The organism is Streptococcus oralis (genome assembly GCF_023109005.1).
Classification (GTDB): Bacteria; Bacillota; Bacilli; order Lactobacillales; family Streptococcaceae; genus Streptococcus; species Streptococcus oralis_BU.
Genome location: NZ_JALDTU010000012.1, coordinates 1 through 23688, shown reverse-complemented (window position 1 = coordinate 23688; position 23688 = coordinate 1). Strand labels below are relative to the sequence as shown.

Sequence of the window (23688 nt, the reverse complement as noted above, 5' to 3'; positions counted from 1 at the left end):
CTAGCAAAAAATCAGGATGACCCTGATTTTACTTTGCTTATTCTGCATCTACGACAACATAGCGATTTGGCTCGTCACCTTCAGAGTAACTCGTCACGCCATCCATGCGTGAAATAATGCGATGGATAATCTTGCGTTCGCTATTTGACATTGGATCTGTTTGTTGGCTACGTCCTTCTTCTAAAACGCGAGTCGCCAATTTTTGAGCGTAGGTTTGCAAGACTTCTGCACGGTGTTCAACGTAATCATTGACATTAATCATGATGTAGAAAGTTCTTGAATAGCGATTGTAAAGGTAATTTTGCGCTAACAGTTGAAGAGCTTTCAAGACTTTTCCGTGATAGCCGATAATACGACCTGGTTCATTGGTGTCAATTTGAAGATTGATAATGCGACGGTTATAGTCACTTGAAATGATACCTTCGACATCTATATCATTCAAAATCGTTTGAACATAACTAGCGACCTCAGCTACTACTTGTTCGATGTCATAACTTGGTTCTACTTTCAAGCCTAAGTCTTCCAACGATTGGCTTGCTGCTTCCTGCGTTTCAGTTTCTTTTTCCGGAGCAGATTCCACTTCCTCAATAACATCTTCTGCTTGAAGTTCATTTAAAATTGAAATATGACCTGTTTCTTCCAAAATCGTGCTAGCATGCTTTTCATTTTTCAGGATTTCAGCCTTGACCTCTTCAGAAACACCTTGACCTTCTTCTTCAATCTTCTTGATGACTTCCACTACATGCCCCAAATCAACTGTTGCTTCGCTGACGGTCTTCACTGGTTCATTCTTTTCATTGACTTCTTTAGGAACACCCTTGACGGCCTGCTGATTGGCTTTGATCACTGTCGTTTCACTAATCGCTTCGATATCAACTTGAGCTGGCTTCTTACCAAACAAGCCCAAGAAACCTTTTTTCTCTTTTGAAACGACCTTGATGTGGGCCTTCATTCTTGGAATGTCTAATTCTTTCAATCCTTTTTGGATTGCTTCTTCAACCGTTGAACCTGTAAATAATACCATTACCAGATTCCTCCTTATTTTTTCTTTTTCTGTGCTTTTTTCAAGGCTTTTCTCTTCTTACCTTCTAAATCTTTTTCTGCTTGTGCCACTGCTTCTCTTTCAGCAATAATCTTGAAAGGATTGTTCAAGAAATAGGTTTGCAGAACTTGATAAGCATTGGATACAGCCCAGTACAAGGCTACACCACTTGGGGCAGAGATGGCAAAAACAAAGATCAATACAGGCATACCATACATCATCCCTGTCGTAGCCCCACTTTTTTCGGACAAAGCTTTATTCGATAACCAGCTACTCAAGAAGGTAAAGACTGCCGCCAAAATCGGAAGAACAAAACTTGTATCTACTCCTCCCAAATTAATCCATAAAAAGTGACCTGTTTTCAAAAAGTCTACTCGACTCAAGGCTTGAAAGAGCGCCAAGAGGACCGGCATTTGTATTAAAATTGGCCAGAGAGAGGATGAATGCTTGATCCCTAACTCTTTATAAACCTTGCGCATCTCCTGGTCTAGCTTGGTTCTACTTTCCATATCACGACCCGGATATTGCTCTCGCAAAGCCTTGATGCGTGGTTGAGCCTCTTGCATTTTTCTAGAGGCAACCATCTGTGTCTGAAAGACCGGTAATAGAATCGTCCGAATCAAGATTGTGAAGAGGATAATCCCCACTCCGATACTAATGTCAAAGGACAAAAAGCGGATAATTTCAGCAAAAAAATAGACGAATTTACTCCAAAAATCTGTCGAATCTGCTGTTATATCGCTAGCTGTACCATTTGTTGCACAGGCTGTCATGATAAACAAGGACAAGCCCAACAAACTAGTCAACTGTAGTTTCTTTTTCACTCCCATTTCCTTCCTGGTAAATCTTTGATAACTTTAATACGTGGAGTAGGTTTTTCTCCATCTCTGCATATTCCAAGGTTTCCACCCCTTTTCGGGCAATCACGACAAAATCAACATGCTCTACTAAACTCCCTTTTACACTTTGTAGAATGTGCCGGATTCGTCTCTTAATTTGATTTCTGGTAACTGCATTCCCCAGCTTTTTGCTGACGGACAGTCCTACTCGAAAATGGTTTTGCTGGTTTTCCAATTGATAGACAACAAATTTTCGATTGGCAAAACTCGTTCCGTCCTTGAAAATCGCCTTAAAATCTTTCTCTCTTTTTACACGAAAGCTTTTCTTCAAAACTCAACTCCATCTATTAAATTACTACTATTATACCATATTTTTTGAAAAAGCCAATAACAGCAAGGTTTTAGACATTTTCTACATAAAAAAAGCTGGAAAATCTCTTTCCCAACTTCTTTTCACAATCAAATTTTACGTGTATTTACTTATTTTTTCAAGCGCTCAACATCGCGTGCAATCACCAATTCTTCATCTGTTGGAATAACCAAGACACGGATTTTCGCTGCGTCAGTTGAGATGTCTCCCGTTACACCAAAGACATTCTTTTCTGGATCTACATCACAACCAAACCAAGAGATACCTGAAATGACATCCTCACGGAAATCTGCTGCATTTTCACCGATACCTGCTGTGAAGATAATCGCATCTGCTCCATTTAGGACTGCAAGGTACTGACCGATATGTTTTTGGATACGATCAACATACATTTCATAAGCCAAAGTCGCATCATGGTCCCCTGCTTCCATGGCAGCAATCACATCACGCATATCGCTTGACTGACTAGAAACTCCCATGAGCCCTGATTCACGATTGAGAATGCGGCTAATATCTTCTGGGGTATTGAAATCCTCTGTATATTGCATGAGATAAGGGATGATAGCAGGGTCAATATCTCCTGTACGAGTTCCCATCATCACACCGCCAAGTGGTGTGAATCCCATAGAAGTATCTACAGACTTCCCGCCCTTAACAGCTGTGATAGAAGCCCCATTACCAATATGGCAGGTAATCAATTTCAAATCTTCTAGAGGACGGCCCAAAAGTTTCGCTGCTTCTCCTGCGACAAACTGGTGGCTTGTCCCGTGGGCACCGTATTTACGAACCTTGTTTTCTGTGTAGTATTTAGTTGGTAGAGGGTAGCGATAAGCCTTTTCTGGCATGGTTGTGTGGAATGAAGTATCAAATACAACAACACTGGTAATATCTGGAAGCAATTCCTTAAATGCGCGAATTCCAGCTGCGTTAGCTGGATTGTGAAGAGGGGCCAATAATCCCAATTCCTCAACTTTTTCTAACACGTCTCCCTCAACAACTGTTGATTCCTTGAAATATTCACCACCTGCAACGACGCGGTGTCCGACACCTGTAATCTCGTCGTACCCTTTAATGATGTCAAAACGAATCAAGTCATCCAATAAAATTTTAACGGCTTGTGTGTGGTCTTCAATATCAAGAATTTGTTGCTCCGAACGACCGTCAAATTTTACTGTTGAAATGGAATCTTTCAATCCAATACGTTCAATCAAGCCTTTAGCCAAAACTTTTTCCTCAGGCATTTGATAAAGTTGCCATTTCAAGCTTGAGCTTCCTGCATTGATTGCAATTGTTTTTGTCATAAGATGATACCTCTTTTTAAGCGTTTTCATCTATTATAACAAAATCTCTTTTATATTTCAGTACCTTTGCTCCAATTTTGAAAATTTTCTTTAAAGGGCAACAAAACTGACGGATCTTGCAAGCTAGTAAGAGGGTAAACAAAGGGTTCTATTTCCTTGTCTCTTTTCTTCTGTAAGACAAAAATACTTTTAGCTTGGCTTGCAGTTGAGAAAATATCCTCTGGCAGAGCGATGATAGCAGCCAGACTCACTTCCTCTTTCAACCACCCTTTCAGCAAATCACTTTGAGGACTGGTCAATAAATCACTCGGAGCTAGAAAAATAGCATAGCCATTTGACTTAAGGTACTTGAGGCCTTGTTCCATCAGCAAATGGTGGGCATAGGTATGCTCTTGACTTGAAGCCACTTGATAGCGTGAAGCGATGGCATCGTCTGGGTAATAGCCAACAGGCAAGTCGCTGATGACCACGTCGCTTTCTTTAAGCATTTGTGGACGAACGGCATCTCCTTGAACAAAACCAGCTTGTAAACCAATCACATCTGCCATACTAGCCGCCAGATCAATCAGCAAATCATCCACTTCGACTCCCAAGTAATCTACTTTTTTAGCAAGAGAAGTCAAGAAAGTAGCCCCCAAAATCCCCATACCAGAGCCTATTTCAAGGATGCTAATTTCCTCTTGGTCAAGCAACTCTTCCACAACAAGTACCAAGAGGAGGGCAATGGTATCCGGTGTAAACTGGTGATTGGCCTGTAAAGGCTCCGTTTGTCCTGCCTTCATCAAGAGAAACTGGTAGGTCTTGAGCCACTCTTCCTTGCGAAGTGCTAGGCGTTTAAGGGCTTGATTATTCTCCTTGACCTGCTCTAGCTTGGTCTCGCCATCTAGGTAGATACTATTTTGCTCTACCAAGGCGTCATAAAAGTTGGTCGCCAAATCACTTTGGATGACTTGGACATTCTCTAGTAAATACGTATAAGCTTGTTCTATTTTTACAAAATCCATATTCCTATCTTATCAAAATTCCCCTATTTTTTCCATCTGAAGAGAAAAAATCACCGCTTTAGTCAGCGAGTGATTTTTGGGCTACTGTAAAAAAGAGTTCTGAGTAATTTCCTTGAAACAGGTCTTCAGCACTGTAAAGAATCTGACTATCAATGCTCGAAAAACCAAACTGGGCGAGCTTATTTTCCAGTTCAGTCAGCTCAAAGCCGTGGTGGTTGGTATCTGTCTTGACAAAATCAGCGATGAGGACTTGTCCATTCTCCCTAAGGTGATGGTGAAACATGGCAAGAGTTGCATCTAGATCAGGCATATGATGAAGAACTCGACTGACAACAATCAGGTCAAATTGTTGCTCCAAAGGATTCACCAGTAAATCCTGTTCCAAAAACTGGATATTCTTGATGTCTTGTTGCTCTGCTTTCAAACGGGATTGCTCCAGCATTTTCTCCGAGATGTCTACAAGGGTAACCGATTGGGCTTGCTTAGCTAGAGGCAAGGCTAACAGACCCATCCCACCACCAAAGTCCAGTATTTCCTTGTCTGATAGAAGAGCAATCTGTTTTTCAATTGCTTGACAAACCAAGTTTGCAAGAAAGATATTTTTGGGCGAATCAAAGGTTTCTGCTTTGTGATTAAAATCGTGTTTCATGCTTTTAGTTTAACACAAAGTAGTTGAATTGGCTAGGAATTGTCTTTCTTATCTGCCTTATTTTCTGTTTTTTTCTGATTTGGTTCTTGACTCAAATCAGTCGCTACCTCTTCCTTTTTATCTGTTTTCTTTTCTTGGGTTTTCATCGGAGGAAAGAGAAATTCATAGTTACCCTTATTCATATGAACACTTGTTGCAAAACCTGTTTTCGTATTTTGATACCTGACTTTTCCTAAGTTGAAGACTCGTTCCCCACTTTCTCGCTCAACCTTGTCTTTACTGCGCTTGGCCATGGCAAAAGCTGCCAGCTTTTCTTTGTTTAGGGCAAAGTCTTTGTGATGGGCTACTTGTCGATTCAAATAAAACTGCAACAACAGACTAAAGATAGCTGCCATGGTGACTGCATATAAAAGAACGCCTGCCTTAACTTTTTGCTTTTTCCACACGATAGATGAACTCCCTTTCTAAGCCTTTTTGAAATTGGAAACGAAAGCGAACCAATTGATTTTCCTCTGTAATTTGAGCTGATTTAAGTCCATAAACCATAGGTTGGTAGCCCCGTCCGCTGGTATCCGTTTTTCGAAAATCATCCGATTTAGACTTACCTATAGAGATATCCTTACCATCCTGTTTCATGTAGAGGCGATTACCTTCCACCTTTTCAAACTGCGAACGCTCTAACTCTGCCTCCAGTTGATCCACAAACAAGAGCCACTCCTTTTGCTCGCTTTGCTGCTGGTGACGAACTTCTGAAATGAGGAGCTGACTCATAGCTTGAAAAAGGAGCAAACCTCCGCTAATGACGATAAGGGCAATCAGAGATTCTAAAAGAGTAAACGCCTTTACCTTACTGATCTTTAAGGTCGAGTAACTGCTCTGAACCATGATAAACCTCCAATCCCTTTTCACTAGAAAACACCTGAATCTCCACTCCGTTTATGTTTACCTGATTTTGACCTGTCTGCAGAGCCATCTTCGCCACACGCAAGACTTCTTCCTTTTGCAAGATTTCTGCCTCTTCTTGTCTATTTTTCTGAATTTGTCCCAAGAGGAGGGTTGCAATACTGGCAAATATGGCTAGCGCTACTACTGCTTCTAGTAAGATCACTGCCTTAATTTTTAGTTTCCTTAATGCGTTTAATTTTTCCATTTCCTAGATATAATTGATAGCGAATCGCTCCTTTGCTGGTCTGAAATTCAACCTTAGCCAGGGACGAATTGCCCCCAGCTCGATCAAAATGAATCGTTTGTCCAGATGGTGCATGAATCCCTTTGGGAACAGTCAACTTCTGACTACCATTGTTGATTGTCTGCCCATCTAAGTTTAGACTAGTCTTTTGTTGACTAGCTACACTATGCTTTTGAGTTTCACGGTATAGTTCTTCAAATTCCATGAAAAATATCTGCTCTTCCACTGCTGCAAAACTAGACTGGACTGAGCCAGATAAAGCCAAAGCAATGATACTCACAAGTCCCAAAACAAGGAGACTTTCCAGCATGGTAAAGGCCTTAATCCGCAACAGTTTGACTTGTTTTTTGTTTTGCATGGTATTCTTTATAAGCCTTAGCTTGCTCAGCTGTGATACGGCCGTCGGCCTGTAATTTACTTAGACTCGCATCTTCATTCTTATCCAGACTATAGAGTTCTGCCTGACTTTCCACCACCTTAACAACAGCAGCTTTTCCTTTGTCATCTACGGCATCCTTTTGCTTGGTCAAATTGGGCACAAAGAGCAAGAGAAGAACGCTGATGATGAGCAAGACCACTAACATCTCTACCAAAGTGAAAGCTTTAACCTTGGCTTTTTTTAAATTTGTCATGAGTTTTTTCATTTTAAAAATTTACCTCCATATTTTGATACATGGGCATAAGCATTGCCGCATAAAGTAAAACGATAATCAGGGCCACAAAGATAAAGACCAGTGGCTGCACCAAATTCATGGTGCGGTTGACTCGGGTAAAAAAGGCTTCCCAAGTCTTTTCTGCATAGATTTTCAACTCACTCCCCAGCTTGGACTTGACTTCCCCATACTCAATGATGAGACTCAACTCCTTTTTAAAGAAGGGATAGGTCGCTATGGTTTGAGAAAATTCGCGGCCATTTTGCAGGGCTTGAGCCAGATCTTGACCGATTTCTTTAAAGAGCTGGGAACCCTGTCCCTGCATGATCTGAAAAATCTGCGTCAACTCCATCCCCTGCGAAATCATATTGCCCCATTCACGCGCATAATAGGCTGTCAGATAAGTCTGGACAAAGATTCCAAGAAAGGGAATCCGTGCTAACATAGAGAAGACTCGCATCTTGGAACTTCTTTTGTAGAAAGTGAGAGCTAAAAGTAGAGACAGAGTGCAAACCAACACAAGTCCCAGAAAAATTTGTGGCAGATTGCCGATGATTTGAGTGGCAATATTGCTACTGTCCAGTTGAGGCAGCAAATAGTTTCTCAACCCCAGCATGATTAGCAGAAGAAATCCCAGCAAAATCAGGGGATAGGTCGCCACTTCGATTAATTTTTTCTTGACCTTGGCTAAATTGTCCAGATATTCTTCTATCTTTGCCAAACTCAGGTGAAGATTTCCATGCACTTCAGCTAGAGATAATTGGGTCACGATAGCACTTGAAAAACCCAAGCTGTCCATCATCTCTGAAAAGGATTTCCCCTGAGACAAGCCTTGGTGCATCTGGGCCACATAGTCCTTTTCTAGCAGGGCACTTCTTCCCAAGAAAGAAATAATTTCCACCAAATGAAAGCCACTGGAGAAGAGGTTGTTAAACAAAGTGATGATTTTCTTCTGCTTAGCTGTAGCTAATTTTTTCCGTTTCAGCCTGAAGACTTGTGATATGTCCATCTTTAAGAAGCTGATCAATCTGCTCATTCCAGCTAGTTGGCTGGTGTTCTTGATAGTCTTTGTTTGCAAAGTCAACGATTCCTCCTCCCCCGATTAATCTCTGGTAGCAGACTCCTTGCAGGACAACTGCTAGTTCCTCCTCCGTCACACCCAACTCCAGAAGGCGTTCATAAACACCTCGGATACTCTTGGCATGAATGGTTGAAAAAACTGTCGCCCCTGTCAAACTGGCTCTGACCACTGCACGCGCTGTCTCGCTATCCCGAATTTCACCAATAATCAAGAGGTCCGGACGATGCCGGAGAGACAGTTTGATGAGATTTTCATAGGTCAATCCAATCGCCTCATTCAACTGCAACTGGAGCATGTCGTCCTGCTTGATTTCGACAGGATCTTCGATGGACATAACCTGTTGCCCCTTAAAAAGTGACTTGGCCAATTCGTGCATCAAGGTCGTCTTGCCACTTCCGACTGGACCTGCAAAGAGATAGAGTCCCCGTTGCCTATACTGCTCACCCAGTTCGTTCATATCCTGAAACCAGAAATGCAGGTCCTGCTCCTCATCGTGCAACAAACGAATAACCAAACTCTCATGTCCCCGATAATCTCCTACGGTAGACAAACGCAGAGAAGACACCTTCTCCCCATGCTGATAGTCGCAAGAGCCCAGCTGACTACGTCTCTTCTCCCCTACATTCATACCCGCTACAAACTTAAAATGACTAATCACAGCAGCTAAAACATCAAACTCATAGGAATCAACGAGACACCGCTCGTCTCCAACCCGCATGTGAAGCTCATAGGATTTTTCCTTGGGAATAAAATAGATATCCTGAGCCTTCTTTTCTTTCGCAGTAGCAATAATTTTCTGTGCAATTTCTTGTACCATACCGCCCTCCTTATCTAACTATTCGCAAAAAATTGAAAAAATAAAAAGCAACTTTTAAAAGTTACTTTTTATCTCCATTTCATGCAGCAAGAACGGTGCTTTTCTTGACCTGTTTGTTTTTCGTAGCCTGGACGTAGCTTTTCATCGGGGATGACTTGCTCATCCTGTAAAAGCACCAAAGAATGGTACTGCTGCAAATACTCATCGCACTCATCACACCAGCGTTTATCAGCAGGATCCCAAAAGATAGTCATCAAATCACTCCGACTCTTATAAAGAGGATTCTTCTTTTCCAGCTCAAACCAGCATGATTTATAATATTTTAGAGCATCATAATACTTGTCAAAAGATTGACTCATGATGACATCTTCTTCCCAACCTTCTATGAACCACCACGGTTCAAAATCCCCATACATTTCTATAACACGATACATTCTTACTACTTCCTTTGTATCGTATATTATATCTAATTTTTTATTACAAGAAAAGGATTTTGCTTGCCTTTCCCTTTAGGAAGACTTCTTTAAATACCTTTTCAGCCTATCATAAAAATAGGAGTCCTTTATTGACCCCTATTTCTATCTTCTTAGGCTTGATAACGTTTCACACCGTCTAGATAGGTTGCTACCAATTCCAAATCTTTATCTAGTACGATAAAGTCGGCGTCGTAACCTTCACGGATTTGACCACAGACATCATCGATGTGAACAGATTTTGCTGGGTTGAGACTGGCCATCATGACTGCTTCATGCGGATTCGCAATTCCCCATTCGACCACATTCTTCAAACCATCTTTGAGTTTGAGGATAGAACCTGCCAAATTTCCTGTCGATTTGAGGCGAGCAGTTCCATTAGCAACTACTACCGGGAATTCTCCCAACATGTAGTCGCCGTCTTCCAAGCCACCCGCTGTCATACAGTCTGTGATAAGGGCGATATTTTCAGATCCTTTTTGTTTGAGCAAAATGTCACAGGCCTTTGGATCTACGTGGTGACCGTCACAAATCAATTCTGCGTAAGTATGTGGCAATTCATACATGGCTCCCACCATACCGAGCTCACGGTGAGTCAACCCACGCATTCCGTTGTAGGCATGTACCCAAACGCTTGCTCCAGCATCTACTGCTTTTTTAGCTTCATCAAAAGTCGCATTGGAGTGTCCAAGAGCAACGGTCACTCCTTCACCCGTAACTGTACGAACAAAGTCTTCTACACCTTCGCGTTCTGGCGCAAGGGCGATTTTATTGAGCAGGCCATTGGCTGCTTTTTGCCAAGCACGAAACTCATCCATACGAGGGTCTTTCATATAGGCAGGGTTTTGGGCTCCCTTGTATTTCTCTGTGAAATAAGGCCCTTCAAAATAGATCCCACGAATCTTGGCTCCACTTGCTTCCTGGTAACGAGCACCGATATTTTCTGTTACTGCAAGCAACTGCTCGTAAGAGGAAGTCAACGTCGTTGGCAAGAAGCTGGTAACACCCGTGCTAAGCAATCCTTCACTCATAGTATGAAGGGTTCCTTCGATGTTATTGTCCATGACATCCACACCGCCAAATCCATGAATATGGGTATCCACAAGTCCTGGGGCAATGCTATAACCTGTATAGTCAATCACCTCAGCTCCTTCAGGAATCTGTTCTACATGTTTACCAAACTTGCCATCCACAAGTTCCAAGTAGCCGCCACGACGAACTCCGTGTGGGTAGAAAAACTGATCCGCTTTAATATAATTAGGCATAATGATAACCTCCTTGATAGATTGATTCTAGAATTTATTATGTCAATTACATTATAAACCTTTCTTTTTCATTTGTAAATGGTATAGACCTATTTTCTAGAGATATTTTAAAAGAGCTGGATTTCTCCAACTCTTTGATCTTATTTTGATTTTACAGGCAGTTCTTGAGCAGCCTTAACGGCAGCTGCGATCGTTTCTGCGTATAGCTTAGCACCTTCTTCAATCATGTTGCTATCATTCCCAAAGTGGACTTGGTCGGTTCCAGCCCAGATTTCAGGGTGCTCCTTAGCAACTTTATTCCAGTCAGCGATGCTCACGTAAGGATTCTTTTCAGCTAATTCCCGCGCATAAGCCGCATACTGCTCCACTGATGTGTAAGTGTCCTTGCTCTTGTCTCCCTCATAAGGTGTCACCAGTATCAGATGGTGTCCTTTCGGTAGATTGTTCACGATGCTGTCCAAATCATTCTTGTAGCCTTCAGGATTGTTGACTCCCGTTGCAATGACGACTGTTTTTAGCAGTGCCTTGTTCTGACTGTTATTGAGCATGATGTCATTGGCTTGCTTGGTCGTTCGACTAACTTGGGCATTGATATTCGCTTCAGGGAGTGCCTCTTGTAAGGCTGTATTGGCACGCAAAGCTACCGAATCTCCTATTAGGCTTGTTCCATCAGAAATTCCTAGGCGACTCAGTTCAGCTTGTTCAGCAAGAGTCTTTGTTTGTCCTATATTGGTCTGGGCTTGTTTGAAACCATTGACCATCAAGTCTGTCTCAAAAGCTCCAACATGAGGAGCCACAGCTATGATAATCAAGGTAATCAAGGTAAGAATGCCAGCAGCACCAGCACTAATTGGTTTAATATGAGGCAATCGACTAATCTTCCGTATTAAAGGATTGGATTTACCAGCAATCAATGGCTCAATAATATAGAAGGATAGGATAGCAAAGAAATAAGAAAAGATGATTGTCAGAATAACAGCAGGCAAATTACTCATCAACTGAGAAAAGATAATATAAAAAGGCCAGTGGAAGAGATAAACCGCGTAGCTGGTATCCGCTAAAAATGTAATGATCCGAGGTTCTTGTATCTCAGGCGTTTTCTCATGCAAGACACGCGCAGCAAAAATCATGGTCACTGCCGCTAAACTTGCCAGTAAGAAACCAAATAGATAAGCGAACAGGTAGGTAAACTTGACAAAGAAGGTCAAGAGTACTAATACCAAGAGGCCTGCAGCAAACACCAGTAGATTCTGACGAAGATCCCACGTCCGATCAAACTGCTTAACTAAATCGCTCGTCTGACGAACACCCACAACCGTCGCCAAAATACTTCCTAAAAAGAAGGGATAGACATGGGTTAAACTTGAAAAGTAGACAGACGAATGGGAACTAGCCATTAGACTACCAATAAACATGGAGAAAAAGCTAATGATGAAAGCTCCCGCAGAAAGGAGAAATACCATCCCTCTCAATTGACTACTAGATTTTGAACGTTTCGATAAGAACCAAACCGCTAAGCCCCAAAGGATATAGTAGTGAACCTCAACAGCTAGACTCCAGTTGTGAACAAAGAGATGCGGAATGAACTGGGATTCGTAACTTCCCCCTGTTAACATCTCATAGAAGTTGGTCATAAAACCAAAAACTCCCGCAATCTGACCGCCAATTCCAGCAACATAGTCTTGGCGAACTAAGAGGGTAAAGGGCATGGTCACCAAAACCATCAGAACCACAGGTGGTACGATGCGGTAAAACCGTCTCTTAAAAAAGCCCAGTAAATCAATCTGGCGTGCCTTCCCAAATTCTTCTAAAAGGAGAGAAGTGATTAAAAATCCTGAAAAAGTGAAAAAGACGTCTACCCCAAAGAAGCCTCCAGGAAAGATCGTTTGAAAGAAGTGGTACAAGAGCACCAAAAGTAAACCTGTAATCCTAATCAAGGAAAACCATTTAATACGCATACGAGTTTATTCCCCACTCAATTAGATCGTAAAAACATCTAATTTTTATTCCATAATACACCTTATTTTATCAAAAAAAGAAGAAAAATCCTAAGAGAAAACTTAGGATTTCAGCATTCTATTTTTACACTTTAGAAATTGCGTCCTGACTTGTTGTAGCCATATTTTTCCACAAAATACTCACGAAATTCCAAAAGATTGTCATCCATGATAGCTTGGCGGACCTGCTTCATCAGGTTAAGCAAGAAGTAAAGATTGTGATAGCTAGTCAAGCGGATACCGAAGGTTTCGTCAGCCTTGAGCAGGTGACGAAGGTAGGCGCGTGTGTAGTTCTTACATGTATAGCAATCACACTCAGGATCCAGTGGCGTAAAATCTTCAGCGAATTGGGCATTTTTGACAACCAAACGACCTTGGCTAGTCATACAAGTCCCATTACGAGCGATACGAGTCGGTAAGACACAGTCAAACATATCCACACCACGAATCACCCCATCAATCAAGCTATCTGGCGCTCCCACTCCCATCAAATAGCGAGGTTTGTTTTCTGGGAGAAGTTGGGTTGTGAAGTCCAAGACTGCATTCATCTCTTCGTGCGTTTCTCCCACTGCCAAACCACCGATAGAGTAGCCTGGAAAATCCATGCTGACAAGGTCGTGAGCTGACTGACGACGAAGGTCTTCAAATCCTGCTCCCTGCACAATTCCAAACAAGCCTTGGTCGTGCGGACGACGATGAGCCTTCAAACCACGCTCAGCCCAACGGCTTGTACGCTCGATGGATTTCTTAACGTAGTCATAAGGTTGGTAAAACTGAGGACATTCATCAAAAGACATCATGATATCTGATCCAAGATTATTCTGGATGGAGATAGCTTTTTCTGGCGATAGGAACATCTTAGAACCATTGAGATGGTTTTTAAAGGTTACCCCTTCTTCTGTGATATTGCGGCTATCTGCTAGAGAATAAACCTGAAAACCACCACTATCCGTCAAGATTGGCTGGTCCCAATTCATGAACTTGTGGAGACCACCTGCGCGTGCGATGAGTTCGTCCCCAGGGCGAAGCCAGAGATGGTAGGTGTTTGACAGGATAATCCCTGACCCCATCTCCTTCAACTCCTCAGGTGACTGAGTCTTGACAGTAGCTTGGGTCCCAACTGGCATAAACATAGGCGTTGGGAAGGTACCGTGCGGCGTGATAATTTCCCCTAGACGAGCTCCCGTGTGTTTTTCTTTCTTAATCAAACGGTATTTGATTGGTGAATCTGACATTTTCTACCTCCGAAGCTGGGAAAGACAGTCCCAGTTCATACTTTGTGCCTAAAGGCATACTGTATGATTTTATCAAAAAAACCAGGAACTGTCACGAACTATGGTATAATGAAAGAATGAAATACCCAAAAATTGATTTAAAAACCATTCGTCTGCAGACTAGGCAATTTCAGGCTGAAAATCCCCGCCTCCTTCTGGTCTATCTCCTTCCTAGTATGCTGGTCATCTTGTCAGGCTTTCTCAACCCCTTGGCTCGTCTCCAAGAACGTGTTTTAGAGCAATCCTTTTTCAGCATGCTGGCACAAGTGCTCCAAGCCTATCTCTTCCCGTTAGTGGTTTCTTTTATGAGCACGATTTTTTTAGCAGGTGCTGCTTTTGCGACACTCCGACTCCTCAAGGATCCTGATACGGAACTTTCAGTAAAATCAAGCCTGGCCCTCTTTGCTGAAGAGCGCTTCTCGCAAACCTTCCTAACTCTGCTCCTCAAACGTTTCTACCTCTTTTTATGGAGCATTCCAAACTTAGTAGGCGTTTATTTCCTCTTTTATAGCAATCTCTTGGCTCGTAGATTTGTTGCCCTACATCCAGAATTTCCAAAACTAGACCTCTCATCCGTTGAAACGGAGCAATTCCTTCTGACCTTTGGACTCTACTTTTTCGCGAGCCTCATCTTGATGATTGTAGGAAATGCCCTCTATATCCCGCAACATTATGCCTACTCGCAGGTAGAATTCCTCCTCTGCGATACTCTAGATTTAGGACAGGCTAAACCCCGTCAAATCCTGAAAACCAGCCGTTTCTTGATGAAGGGTTACAAATTTCAACGCTTTGTCCTCGACCTACAACTACTCCCTTGGTACTTCCTCAATTGGATCACTTTTGGAATTGCTAGCTTTTCACTCCTTCCCTATATCCAAAACAATCACATCTTCTTTTACAGAGCCCTACTAGCCCGTAAACGTCGAAATGGATAAGAGCATACAAAAACCAGCGTCGTTCAGGAAGCTGGTTTTCTTATTTCAAAAATAACATACTCAGCAGAGTCAAAATAGCGGGCCCACCTTGCTTCATTAGAATCTTCTTGTCTGCTGTCAGAAAACCGTAGGTCGCTGCACCAAGCACAAATAAAACAAAGATGGTCACAATTTCCAAACTTTGTGAGAAATAAATCCCGTACAAGAGAAAGACCCCTATCAAAGCATTATAAATTCCTTGATTTTTAAATAATGAACTCACTGAAGGACGAGCCAGTTCTTCCTTATCCACATTAAACACGCGACTAGTAGTATCTGATTGCGTAGCTACACTTTCCAGATAAAAAATGTAAAAATGCTCCAAAGCAACGATAGTTGCTAAAATAATTGTAAAAATAGACATATTCTTCTCCTTAAAATTCTATTTTTTCTAACCCTGACACTAGTTTAGTCAGTAAAGTCGTCAGCTCTTGCTGCTCAGCAACTGACAGTATGTTCTCCATCTGCTCCTTCACTTTCAAGTGATGTTGGGATGGACTGACCAAGAGTTGATTCTTAGCTTCTTGGGTTAATTCAACTAAGACTTCTCGCTGATTGGCCGGATTACGCTTGCGACTGACATAGTTCTCTGACTCTAAAACTTTAAAATGTCGGGTCAAGGCTGCCTGGTCGATTTGCAACTTCTCCTGAACGGCAATCTGGTTGCAGGGTGACTGCTGCAGTAAAAACTGCAAGATTTGATAGCGGGTCAAACTAATTCCCAATTGTTTTTCAAAGAGTTGAGTGATCATCTGATCTGTTAAATGGAGCTGGTACAGTAAGTCGTTAATTTTTTTCATTTCTACCTCCTTGCGTACACTTGATTTATCAACTATTGAGTTATCAAGTATATTACAGAAAGATTAAAAACGCAACTATTTTGCTTACTCACGAAAAATAGCCTCTTGGTTTCAATCCCAAAAGGCTATTATTTCTATATTCTAGATAAAATCCAGCACTAACCTACCAAATCTGCTCGAAGGATTTCTCCCTCTTTATCAATGACAACTTCGATGGCATGGCCTGCAAAAATTTCCTCGCTATCATCATAGTAGAGGGTCAATTCCCCGTCTTCGTTGATCGATAGTTCACTCAAGGAAAGAGAGTTGGTAAAATACTCTTCTGTTAACTCCACATCATTTTCATCTGAATCTATCCAGTCTTGAGCTGTTTCCCACAGTTCTTTGACAATATAGTCTTTAATCCGAGTATCTTGAACTTGGAAAGTTCCCATAAATTTTTTTAGATCATCAAAAGAACTTGGAGGGAGACTTTCATCTGCACTCGCAGCAAAGATAGCATGAATCTTATCACCCTCGTAAGTGATGAATCCTTCAAACCAAGAATAGGCTCTGTTTAAGGTGAATTCGCCAATATCGTCTTGAATGATGACCGGTTTTTGATAGGTTTCAATCAAGGTCTCTAACCTAGAGTCTGAGGATTGGTCATCTAGGTATTCCAGCAAGTGGTAGCAGTTATTAGCTACTTCTGACATATATGGCTCTAACTCCATGAAGGGGCGTTTTTGACATTTGATATGATGAATTTTGTAGGGTTCAAAACTAAAGCCCCATCTCTTTTCTTCAAATTCCTCAGGAGTCAATACCCATTCCAAACGTCCCTCACGTTCAGAGAATTTCTGGGTTGCAACATTGACACTAGCTTTAAAATGAACGGACGGCATTTTACAACCATCTTTTAAAGAAGCGGCCCCAGTTACATTTTGGAGGGTAAAAATCAAGAATTCGACAATTTCACCACAAAATTCCTCTTCAAAATCATCTCTTGTTTTCTCAAATGGAGTTTTTAATCGATTTGTCATTCACTTCATCCTTTCTCTCTATGCTTAAAAGCGTTAGTATAGTTTTGTATTCGCTTACATTTTAACATGTTTTAGATTTTATTTCACTTATCGACACTATTTTACACAAAAAGAAGCTACACTTTTAAATGTATAGCTTCTTATTATTCTTAATTCATTGATACGTGAACGTGGTCATAGTGGTTTTCGGTCACACTACCACGATCCGGCATTGGATTCCACGTGTAGGCTGGTCCATATTTACTATCATATGGAGCGTAGAAACGTTGCTTCCAGATGATATAGTTGATACCACGGCTAGCCATATTTTTGACTGCATATTCTGCAATTTGATCTCCGAGTGCTGAACTCACTGGAACCATAAAGTCGATGGCCAATCCTTTACCATGGTCTCCACTGTCACCAGGACGGTAGCCGCTAAAGGATGTAATTCCAAACAAATTGGCAATTTCTTCTTTGAAGGCTGCAGTTTGTGGTTGAAGACCAGCATTCTCAGACTTAGCTACAGCAAGTCCTGCATAGTCAGGAGCCGCTGGAGCTGAATACGTTCTTGAAGGAGTTTGGCTTTGCTCTGCTTGATAAGTCGAAGTTACAGTGTCAGAAGTTGCTGTTGATGCTGCTGTTTCTTCTGCTGCACTTGTTCCTGTTGTATCAGCAGGCGTTTCAGTTGCCGGCGCAGCTGCTACTGGTGCTTCTGCTGGAGTTGTTGCTGCCGTTTCTTCAGCTACAGGTGTTTCTGTAGATGGTGTATCTTCAGCAACTGTCGCTGTCTCAGAAACTTCTGAACTTGGCGCTACTTCTGCTGGTTTTTCCGTCTCGGTTGCAGTTGGAGCTTCCTCAATTGGTTGAGAAAGGTCTTCTACTTGAACCGTTTGTTCATCGACGGTTACTTGGTTGGTTGTCAAATCAGCTGTCGCAGTCGTCACTTCTTCACTAGCATCTGTTTGAGGAGTTTGGATTTCAACTTCCGTTACTTCTTCTGCCTCATTGACAGTTGTAGTGAGGACAGTATCTGGGAAAATCAAGTCCATATTAGTGATTTTGTTTAAATTAGCAAGAACCGTCACATCTACCCCCAAAGCTTCTGCAATCGTGCTCAGGGTATCACCATACTGAACTGTGTAACTGTTTTTGTTCTCGTTTTTCGTCACATCATTTTGGATTTGCTCAACGCTACGTGCTGTCCAAGAGATTTCTTGAGCTTTAGCTCCTAATGCGGGAGCAAGAGACAAGGCTACTGTTGAGGCTAAAATCATTCTTTTCTTCATTCGTTCATATTCCTTTCAAATGAGTACCCGTCTATCATAACACAAAAAAAGCAGAAAAAAAGCCCTCTCGGGCCTATTTAATAGAACTGTCTATTCCTTGTAACAAACCCGATTACTTGAAACAGTTTGTTAGGTCTCTGTCACACAACTGACACAATCTTCTCGTTACTTACTCTCAAAAATATGAGGAATATCTGCTAACTCTTGAATTCTGTGATTGCCTTCAAAAGAAGATTCTAAAAAGTTGATGCTTTGAATACCGCTATTCTGGGCAAATTCCACATCCAAAGTCCGGTCTCCTATATAATAGGTGCTCTCAGGATCCAGCTGATACTTGTCTAGCAGATAGTTAGCCGCTTCTGGATGAGGCTTGCGCTCAAAGCCACTCTGACTGGTTAAAATCTCTGTAAAATAGGATTCCAATCCCAGATCCTTTAGAATAGTAAAAGTATTGTCCCCTTTATGAGTGTAAACAAAGTTCCGAATCCCTACTTGGTCTGCCCAATTCAACACCTCACGCGCACATGGCATCAAGACTACCTGGGCATTCTTCTCAGCCAGACTCTGGGCACGCACCTGATTGAGCACTTCCACATCCAGTTTTCTCTCTTCTGACACCTGCACAAGCAAATCCTGCACAGAATACTTGAGGATAAACTCTCTCACTTTCTCCTTATCATAAGGAATAGAAAACTGAGCAAAGGTCTCCTCAATCCCTGATAAAATCGCTTCGTAAGAATCCAATAAAGTCCCGTCTAAATCCCAAATAAAAGCTGTTTTTTGCATTTTCTATCCTTTCAACATCATATAACGTTGGTAACGGTAACGTAGAAATAACCAACGGAAACCATTATCCAAAAGAGTCCCTGCCCAAATACCAGGCAAGCCCCAACCAAGAACAATGCCCATCAGATAAGCTGTCCCAATACGGATACACCACATCCCTATACTTGTCGCATAAAAGGGAAGGCGAGCATTTCCCAATCCCTGCCAAACCGCCGTATAAATAACTGTCCCTGTCGCCATGGGAGTCCCTAGTAGTGAGAACAGTACCACCAAAACGCTCGCTTCGACTGCTACAGGATTGGTCGTATATAGATGAGTCAGTGGTATCCCTAAGGCATAGATACTAAATGTCAAGGGCAACATGAGGAGCAGAGAAAGCCAAAAGGTTTGTTTACTCAAATTATCTACTCTTTTCCAATTATCCTCTCCAACTGCTCGAGCCACCAGCATGACCGTTGCCGTAGCGACGCCAAAGGCGGGCATATAGTTAAACTGGGTCAAAACCTCCCCGATTGCATTTCCCGCTACTGACTCCGTCCCAAAAGAAACGACCAAAGCAATGATCACTACATCCCCAGCCCGCATCATAAGCCGCTCCCCAGCTGCTGGCAAAGCCAAGGTCAGTAAGTCTTTATCCAGTCCAAAAGTCGGTTTCGTATAAGGCAGTTTTAATTGTGACCACAAAATCACAAGACCAACCAAACGAGACAAGATAGTCCCCCAAGCAACACCCGCTATCCCCATATCAAGGATAAAAATAGCTAGACTGGAAAAGAGAATATTCAAGGCATTGGATAAAAGACTGACATAGAGGGGGAGACGAGGATTATGCGTTGCACGAATCAAGGCTCCTAAACTGGTCATTAATCCCAAGAGAACAATCAATCCACCCACCAAAGATAGATAGAGTCCTCCACTTTCGGCCACATCCTGTTCAGTCCCCAAAAGTCCTATCATCTCTTGTCCAGCGAAGATAGACAAAGCTCCTAAAAGGAGACTTAATAGTAAAGTAATCTTCAACGCCTCAGTCACATGATAGGCTAGCTTAGACTGATCCTTCTGCCCCAAACTTTTTGAAATAACGCTGGAAATAGCAGCTCCCAAAGCGATGAAAATCGCCTGGTAAATCGTGATAATATTGCCAGCCACTGAAACACCCGAAATAGCGATTAAGCCCAAGTGAGCGACCAAGTAACTGTCCACCATCCCCATGAGCATCTGTAAAAAGTTTTCACCCATAGCTGGCAATGCAATATTAAGAATGTCTTTATTTTTCTTAAACAATCTCTCCTCCTGATGAAAAGAAACTCAGTTGGTTTCCCAACCGAGTTTACTCTCTCTGTCTTAAAGTCCTAGATAAGCCTCAACCGCTGCTTGCATGTCAGCAGCTGCCACTGTTGTTTTATGACGAACTGGAGCCGTTTCTAGGCCATCAACTGCTGGTGGCACTGCTACTCCTGAGATTTCATGTAATTGAGTCAAGGCTTCAAAGTCAGTCAAGCCTACTTTCCCTGTTACAGCTTCTACTGCAACCACTGGGAACTTGTATGGACTAGCTGTTGAAGCAATCACTGTCTTAGCCGCATCGCCAGTAGCCGCTTGGTATTTTCTATAAACTGCTGAGGCAACAGCTGTGTGTGGGTCCTCGATGTAAGCATCTGTTTGATAAACACGTTTAATTTCTGCCGCAGTTTCTTCCTCAGTCGCATATTCAGCTGCAAAGAGACCCAGAATCTCTGCATCAAAGTCTGTCAATTCATATTGTCCTTGTGTATTCAAGGCATTCATGAGTTCAGTTGTCTTAACCGCATTATTCCCCAAAAGATGGAAAATCAAACGCTCCAAGTTTGAAGATACCAAGATATCCATAGATGGACTAGTCGTTACCTTAAACTCACGTTTCCTATCGTAAACACGTGTTTTAAAGAAGTCAGTTAAAACATTATTGTCATTTGAAGCACAGATCAATTTGCCAACCGGCAGACCAATTTGCTTGGCATAAAAGGCAGCCAAGATATTACCGAAGTTTCCAGTTGGTACTGTGAAGTTGACTTTTTCACCAGCTACAATCTCACCAGTCTTGACTAACTGAGCGTAGGCATAGACATAATAAACAATCTGTGGTACCAAACGACCAATATTCATAGAGTTAGCTGATGAAAACTGTAGTTTATTAGCAGCCAATTTTTCACGAAGTTCCACATCGTTGAACATGTGCTTCACGTTAGTTTGCGCATCGTCAAAGTTTCCATCAATGGCTACAACATGGGTATTATCTCCAGTCTGAGTGGTCATTTGCAACTCTTGTACCTTGCTGACACCATCCTTTGGATAAAAGACGATAATCTCAGTACCAGGTACATCGGCAAACCCTGCCATAGCAGCTTTCCCAGTATCTCCAGATGTCGCTGTCAAAATTACGATTTTGTTCTCCAAACCATGCTTTTTAGCGGCTGTCGTCATAAGGTATGGCAAGATAGACAAGGCCATGTCTTTAAAGGCGATCGTTGAACCATGGAACAGTTCCAAGTTGTATTGCCCATCCATTTTCACCAATGGCGCAATAGCTGGAGTATCAAACTTGCTATCGTAGGCATTGTTGATACAGTAGTCCAACTCCTCTGCAGTAAAGTCATCTAAAAATGCTGACAAAACTAACTTAGCAACTTCTTGGTAAGAAGCATCTTTCAATTTTTCAAAGTCCAAATCGACCTTTGGATAAGAAAGCGGTGTAAACAAACCACCATCCGTCGCCAAACCTTGCAAAATAGCTTGGCTAGCAGTTACTGTATTATCGGCATCACGCGTTGATTGATAAACTAATGTCATGAATCTCTATCCTTTATCTATAGTCTTTTCCATTATATCATGATTTTTCAGAAAATTCTCGCTTTATAGCAAAAATTATAATCCCAATTTGTCTCTCAAGGGCTGTAAATAGACCATTTCTTGCTTACCTCTCTTCTCCAGTCCTTCCTCAGCTAGAAGGAGTAAGCCTTTTGAAAACTCGACAATTGCAGTTTCTTCCTCATCTGTGAGCATTTTCTTAGAAAATTGTCGCCTCAATGACTTGTAATCACGACCAAATGTGGTAAAAAATGGCGCAGATTGCAAGTAAGCTTCTAACTTATTTAAATTAAGCAACAAACCCAAATGAAAAGCCGTCGCAGCAAAAGTACGATTCAAGGGTTGCGTACATACACTACGAAACTCAATAGTACCTCGAGTTGTTAAATCTTGGTACTGGTAACTACGGTGAGTTTGGAAGTCCTTCTCCTGAGGATAAAGAAGGATCTCCCTCCCATCAAGGGCGAAGGCATGAATTTTCGGAGTCCCTAAGTAATCTTTTGCTCGAATTGGATAAAAATAATAGGTTTCGCCATCACGTTCCGCAGTAAAGATTGCAGAATGATCTAGATAATCAAAAAAATCATTCTCGTCTTTGAAGAGTCTGACATTGACGCCTACATTTTCAGCATAAATCCCGTGCATAGACTCTTCCCAAAAAATATCTCTCGAAATTTTGGTATCCCAATCTTCCCCTGAAAACTCAGAATTGGCAAATAAAAAGGCTTTGGCAGCTTCAATCTGAGTAAAAGCATTGATGACACGCAAATAGTTAGACTTTGAAACATCCAATTGAACTTGACTTCCACAGATAAAAGCACCGTATTCCGGGTAGTCGTGTAAATCCGTCCCTAGAACAGTTCTGCTCAACTTCAAATAGTTCATTAACATCTGATAACGTGCATAAGCAACCGGTTGATTATCATTTTTATCCCAATAAGGATGGATTCCAGAACCAATAATGGCATGATTTGCCTCACCCAACTTTTTCTGAATCAGAATCATGTAATCTCGAAAACGCACTTCAACCTCTTGGATGGATTCCGCCCTACCAAAGGCAAACTCGATAGTTGTATAGGAGACTTCGAATAAGATCGTATCTTGGCTGACTGGATCAAGCAACTGAATTGGATTTCCAAAGTCATCTACTTTTTCAATCGTAAAACCCAGAACTGATGGTAAATACCGAAAGAGATCCTTAACAACTTCACTATCTGTAGCATTACCCTCTAAATTGATAACAGGATACTCCAGCTCAATTCCCACAAATAAATCAGGCTCCTCTTTTATATTTTCTAAGTAACGTTTCTTTAGTAATTCAACAGACCGAGACATTAATCACCAAACTCTTTCATAATCAAAATAAATTGTGAATAAGTAATATTATACCAAAAATCTAAGCAAAAAAGATTAGAATGGCACTCAAAAATAAGATTAGTAATTTTTAGTGACTCAAGCAAATACAGGTAATTAGATAAAAGAAAAGACAAGGCTTATAAACCTTGTCTTTAATACTATACCGGCGGCCGGGGTCGAACCGGCACGTCCTTGCGGACACTGGATTTTGAGTCCAGCGCGTCTGCCAATTCCGCCACGCCGGCAAATAGTAACTGGGGTAGCTGGATTCGAACCAACGCATGAGGGAGTCAAAGTCCCTTGCCTTACCGCTTGGCTATACCCCAATAATATAAAATAGGCGAGTGATGGGGATCGAACCCACGCATGCCAGAGCCACAATCTGGTGTGTTAACCACTTCACCACACCCGCCATAATTTTATTAACACGGGCAGTAGGAATTGAACCCACACTGAAGGTTTTGGAGACCTTAGTTCTACCTTTAAACTATGCCCGTAACTAAAGCAATGGAAGGGGAGGGATTCGAACCCCCGAACCCGAAGGAGCGGATTTACAGTCCGCCGCGTTTAGCCTCTTCGCTACCCTTCCAAGTTATAAATAAGATATGGCGCGAGACGGAATCGAACCGCCGACACATGGAGCTTCAATCCATTGCTCTACCAACTGAGCTACCGAGCCAA

Annotated in this window: 26 protein-coding genes and 6 tRNA genes; 1 reads left to right on the top strand and 31 read right to left on the bottom strand. The window is 41.9% G+C overall.

The features are described from left to right. Window positions 1-37 precede the first annotated feature (37 nt). From jag to tgt, 17 genes are all read right to left on the bottom strand, one after another. On the bottom strand, window positions 38-1024 hold the full coding sequence (jag, locus tag M1F56_RS09470; RefSeq protein ID WP_247917536.1) for an RNA-binding cell elongation regulator Jag/EloR: 987 nt from the start codon (window positions 1022-1024) through the stop codon (window positions 38-40). Window positions 1025-1038: 14 nt separating this feature from the next. Beyond that, window positions 1039-1866: a membrane protein insertase YidC gene (locus tag M1F56_RS09465; protein ID WP_164497116.1), complete on the bottom strand. Its 828-nt coding sequence runs from the start codon at window positions 1864-1866 to the stop codon at window positions 1039-1041. Beyond that, window positions 1841-2212: a ribonuclease P protein component gene (gene rnpA / locus M1F56_RS09460; RefSeq protein WP_000748120.1), complete on the bottom strand. Its 372-nt coding sequence runs from the start codon at window positions 2210-2212 to the stop codon at window positions 1841-1843. Before rnpA ends, M1F56_RS09465 begins: the two co-directional genes overlap by 26 nt. Before the next feature lie 149 nt (window positions 2213-2361). Beyond that, on the bottom strand, window positions 2362-3552 hold the full coding sequence (locus M1F56_RS09455; protein WP_247917535.1) for an acetate kinase: 1191 nt from the start codon (window positions 3550-3552) through the stop codon (window positions 2362-2364). 50 nt (window positions 3553-3602) lie between these two features. Continuing rightward, window positions 3603-4556: a class I SAM-dependent methyltransferase gene (locus M1F56_RS09450; protein WP_247917534.1), complete on the bottom strand. Its 954-nt coding sequence runs from the start codon at window positions 4554-4556 to the stop codon at window positions 3603-3605. Window positions 4557-4614: 58 nt separating this feature from the next. Then, on the bottom strand, window positions 4615-5205 hold the full coding sequence (locus tag M1F56_RS09445) for a class I SAM-dependent methyltransferase (protein ID WP_247917533.1): 591 nt from the start codon (window positions 5203-5205) through the stop codon (window positions 4615-4617). A gap of 32 nt (window positions 5206-5237) precedes the next feature. Continuing rightward, a complete protein-coding gene (comGG, locus tag M1F56_RS09440) occupies window positions 5238-5651 on the bottom strand; it encodes a competence type IV pilus minor pilin ComGG (protein WP_247917532.1) in 414 nt (137 codons plus the stop codon). Then, on the bottom strand, window positions 5629-6090 hold the full coding sequence (gene comGF / locus M1F56_RS09435) for a competence type IV pilus minor pilin ComGF (RefSeq protein WP_247917531.1): 462 nt from the start codon (window positions 6088-6090) through the stop codon (window positions 5629-5631). The genes comGG and comGF overlap by 23 nt, the downstream gene beginning before the upstream one ends. Beyond that, complete coding sequence (gene comGE, locus M1F56_RS09430) at window positions 6053-6355, bottom strand: competence type IV pilus minor pilin ComGE (protein ID WP_185757688.1); 303 nt, start codon at window positions 6353-6355, stop codon at window positions 6053-6055. Before comGE ends, comGF begins: the two co-directional genes overlap by 38 nt. After that, window positions 6318-6752 (bottom strand): competence type IV pilus minor pilin ComGD, encoded by a 435-nt coding sequence (comGD, locus tag M1F56_RS09425; protein ID WP_070568117.1) that lies wholly within the window; start codon window positions 6750-6752, stop codon window positions 6318-6320. The genes comGE and comGD overlap by 38 nt, the downstream gene beginning before the upstream one ends. Next, a complete protein-coding gene (gene comGC / locus M1F56_RS09420; RefSeq protein ID WP_000735802.1) occupies window positions 6715-7038 on the bottom strand; it encodes a competence type IV pilus major pilin ComGC in 324 nt (107 codons plus the stop codon). The genes comGD and comGC overlap by 38 nt, the downstream gene beginning before the upstream one ends. A gap of 1 nt (window position 7039) precedes the next feature. Further along, complete coding sequence (gene comGB / locus M1F56_RS09415; RefSeq protein ID WP_247917542.1) at window positions 7040-8056, bottom strand: competence type IV pilus assembly protein ComGB; 1017 nt, start codon at window positions 8054-8056, stop codon at window positions 7040-7042. After that, window positions 8004-8945 (bottom strand): competence type IV pilus ATPase ComGA, encoded by a 942-nt coding sequence (comGA, locus tag M1F56_RS09410; RefSeq protein ID WP_096753791.1) that lies wholly within the window; start codon window positions 8943-8945, stop codon window positions 8004-8006. The genes comGB and comGA overlap by 53 nt, the downstream gene beginning before the upstream one ends. Window positions 8946-9013: 68 nt before the next feature. Continuing rightward, window positions 9014-9379, bottom strand: coding sequence for a DUF1033 family protein (locus tag M1F56_RS09405; RefSeq protein ID WP_247917530.1), 366 nt, complete (start codon window positions 9377-9379; stop codon window positions 9014-9016). Window positions 9380-9531: 152 nt separating this feature from the next. Next, window positions 9532-10683: an N-acetylglucosamine-6-phosphate deacetylase gene (gene nagA, locus M1F56_RS09400; protein WP_247917529.1), complete on the bottom strand. Its 1152-nt coding sequence runs from the start codon at window positions 10681-10683 to the stop codon at window positions 9532-9534. Window positions 10684-10823: 140 nt separating this feature from the next. After that, window positions 10824-12641: an acyltransferase family protein gene (locus tag M1F56_RS09395; RefSeq protein ID WP_247917528.1), complete on the bottom strand. Its 1818-nt coding sequence runs from the start codon at window positions 12639-12641 to the stop codon at window positions 10824-10826. Window positions 12642-12772: 131 nt separating this feature from the next. Continuing rightward, window positions 12773-13915: a tRNA guanosine(34) transglycosylase Tgt gene (gene tgt / locus M1F56_RS09390; protein WP_001285237.1), complete on the bottom strand. Its 1143-nt coding sequence runs from the start codon at window positions 13913-13915 to the stop codon at window positions 12773-12775. Window positions 13916-14031: 116 nt separating this feature from the next. Between tgt and M1F56_RS09385 the strand changes: the two genes are divergently transcribed. Continuing rightward, window positions 14032-14889, top strand: a complete 858-nt coding sequence (locus tag M1F56_RS09385; RefSeq protein ID WP_000876921.1) for a DUF975 family protein — start codon at window positions 14032-14034, stop codon at window positions 14887-14889. A gap of 40 nt (window positions 14890-14929) precedes the next feature. Here M1F56_RS09385 and M1F56_RS09380 read toward each other — a convergent pair whose 3' ends face one another. The 14 genes from M1F56_RS09380 to M1F56_RS09315 all read right to left on the bottom strand — a co-directional run bounded on the left by M1F56_RS09380 (window position 14930) and on the right by M1F56_RS09315 (window position 23686). After that, window positions 14930-15292, bottom strand: a complete 363-nt coding sequence (locus M1F56_RS09380) for a DUF1304 domain-containing protein (RefSeq protein ID WP_000021886.1) — start codon at window positions 15290-15292, stop codon at window positions 14930-14932. Between the two features lie 10 nt (window positions 15293-15302). Next, window positions 15303-15728 carry a MarR family winged helix-turn-helix transcriptional regulator gene (locus M1F56_RS09375; protein ID WP_000723485.1) on the bottom strand — a complete coding sequence of 142 codons (426 nt, stop codon included), beginning with the start codon at window positions 15726-15728 and terminating at the stop codon, window positions 15303-15305. A gap of 158 nt (window positions 15729-15886) precedes the next feature. After that, window positions 15887-16750 (bottom strand): DUF2262 domain-containing protein, encoded by an 864-nt coding sequence (locus M1F56_RS09370; RefSeq protein ID WP_247917527.1) that lies wholly within the window; start codon window positions 16748-16750, stop codon window positions 15887-15889. Between the two features lie 149 nt (window positions 16751-16899). Next, window positions 16900-18018, bottom strand: a complete 1119-nt coding sequence (locus tag M1F56_RS09365; protein WP_247917526.1) for a LysM peptidoglycan-binding domain-containing protein — start codon at window positions 18016-18018, stop codon at window positions 16900-16902. Between the two features lie 165 nt (window positions 18019-18183). Next, window positions 18184-18804, bottom strand: coding sequence for an HAD family hydrolase (locus tag M1F56_RS09360; RefSeq protein ID WP_061599300.1), 621 nt, complete (start codon window positions 18802-18804; stop codon window positions 18184-18186). Between the two features lie 3 nt (window positions 18805-18807). Continuing rightward, complete coding sequence (locus M1F56_RS09355; protein ID WP_061599301.1) at window positions 18808-20088, bottom strand: MATE family efflux transporter; 1281 nt, start codon at window positions 20086-20088, stop codon at window positions 18808-18810. Between the two features lie 60 nt (window positions 20089-20148). Next, a complete protein-coding gene (thrC, locus tag M1F56_RS09350; protein WP_247917525.1) occupies window positions 20149-21633 on the bottom strand; it encodes a threonine synthase in 1485 nt (494 codons plus the stop codon). 75 nt (window positions 21634-21708) lie between these two features. Then, complete coding sequence (locus M1F56_RS09345) at window positions 21709-22986, bottom strand: gamma-glutamylcysteine synthetase (protein WP_247917524.1); 1278 nt, start codon at window positions 22984-22986, stop codon at window positions 21709-21711. Window positions 22987-23168: 182 nt separating this feature from the next. Further along, window positions 23169-23252, bottom strand: a tRNA-Leu gene (locus M1F56_RS09340). 9 nt (window positions 23253-23261) lie between these two features. Then, a tRNA-Gln gene (locus M1F56_RS09335) sits at window positions 23262-23333 on the bottom strand. Window positions 23334-23346: 13 nt separating this feature from the next. Then, window positions 23347-23419, bottom strand: a tRNA-His gene (locus M1F56_RS09330). A 14-nt stretch (window positions 23420-23433) separates the two neighbouring features. Then, window positions 23434-23504: transfer RNA gene (locus M1F56_RS09325), tRNA-Trp, on the bottom strand. An 11-nt stretch (window positions 23505-23515) separates the two neighbouring features. After that, window positions 23516-23596 (bottom strand) — tRNA-Tyr (locus M1F56_RS09320). Between the two features lie 17 nt (window positions 23597-23613). After that, window positions 23614-23686 (bottom strand) — tRNA-Phe (locus tag M1F56_RS09315). Between the last annotated feature and the right edge of the window lie 2 nt (window positions 23687-23688).

Coding starts and splice junctions, on each gene's coding strand:
- M1F56_RS09345 (WP_247917524.1), bottom strand. CDS start 22,986: ATGTCTCGGTCTGTTGAATTACTAAAGAAACGTTACTTAGAAAATATA.
- tgt (WP_001285237.1), bottom strand. CDS start 13,915: ATGTCAGATTCACCAATCAAATACCGTTTGATTAAGAAAGAAAAACAC.
- M1F56_RS09395 (WP_247917528.1), bottom strand. CDS start 12,641: ATGCGTATTAAATGGTTTTCCTTGATTAGGATTACAGGTTTACTTTTG.
- comGD (WP_070568117.1), bottom strand. CDS start 6,752: ATGCAAAACAAAAAACAAGTCAAACTGTTGCGGATTAAGGCCTTTACC.
- thrC (WP_247917525.1), bottom strand. CDS start 21,633: ATGACATTAGTTTATCAATCAACGCGTGATGCCGATAATACAGTAACT.
- comGE (WP_185757688.1), bottom strand. CDS start 6,355: ATGGAAAAATTAAACGCATTAAGGAAACTAAAAATTAAGGCAGTGATC.
- jag (WP_247917536.1), bottom strand. CDS start 1,024: ATGGTATTATTTACAGGTTCAACGGTTGAAGAAGCAATCCAAAAAGGA.
- M1F56_RS09405 (WP_247917530.1), bottom strand. CDS start 9,379: ATGTATCGTGTTATAGAAATGTATGGGGATTTTGAACCGTGGTGGTTC.
- comGF (WP_247917531.1), bottom strand. CDS start 6,090: ATGGTTCAGAGCAGTTACTCGACCTTAAAGATCAGTAAGGTAAAGGCG.
- M1F56_RS09455 (WP_247917535.1), bottom strand. CDS start 3,552: ATGACAAAAACAATTGCAATCAATGCAGGAAGCTCAAGCTTGAAATGG.
- M1F56_RS09380 (WP_000021886.1), bottom strand. CDS start 15,292: ATGTCTATTTTTACAATTATTTTAGCAACTATCGTTGCTTTGGAGCAT.
- M1F56_RS09445 (WP_247917533.1), bottom strand. CDS start 5,205: ATGAAACACGATTTTAATCACAAAGCAGAAACCTTTGATTCGCCCAAA.
- nagA (WP_247917529.1), bottom strand. CDS start 10,683: ATGCCTAATTATATTAAAGCGGATCAGTTTTTCTACCCACACGGAGTT.
- comGC (WP_000735802.1), bottom strand. CDS start 7,038: ATGAAAAAACTCATGACAAATTTAAAAAAAGCCAAGGTTAAAGCTTTC.
- M1F56_RS09365 (WP_247917526.1), bottom strand. CDS start 18,018: ATGAAGAAAAGAATGATTTTAGCCTCAACAGTAGCCTTGTCTCTTGCT.
- comGB (WP_247917542.1), bottom strand. CDS start 8,056: ATGGACATATCACAAGTCTTCAGGCTGAAACGGAAAAAATTAGCTACA.
- M1F56_RS09360 (WP_061599300.1), bottom strand. CDS start 18,804: ATGCAAAAAACAGCTTTTATTTGGGATTTAGACGGGACTTTATTGGAT.
- M1F56_RS09375 (WP_000723485.1), bottom strand. CDS start 15,728: ATGAAAAAAATTAACGACTTACTGTACCAGCTCCATTTAACAGATCAG.
- M1F56_RS09450 (WP_247917534.1), bottom strand. CDS start 4,556: ATGGATTTTGTAAAAATAGAACAAGCTTATACGTATTTACTAGAGAAT.
- comGA (WP_096753791.1), bottom strand. CDS start 8,945: ATGGTACAAGAAATTGCACAGAAAATTATTGCTACTGCGAAAGAAAAG.
- M1F56_RS09385 (WP_000876921.1), top strand. CDS start 14,032: ATGAAATACCCAAAAATTGATTTAAAAACCATTCGTCTGCAGACTAGG.
- M1F56_RS09370 (WP_247917527.1), bottom strand. CDS start 16,750: ATGACAAATCGATTAAAAACTCCATTTGAGAAAACAAGAGATGATTTT.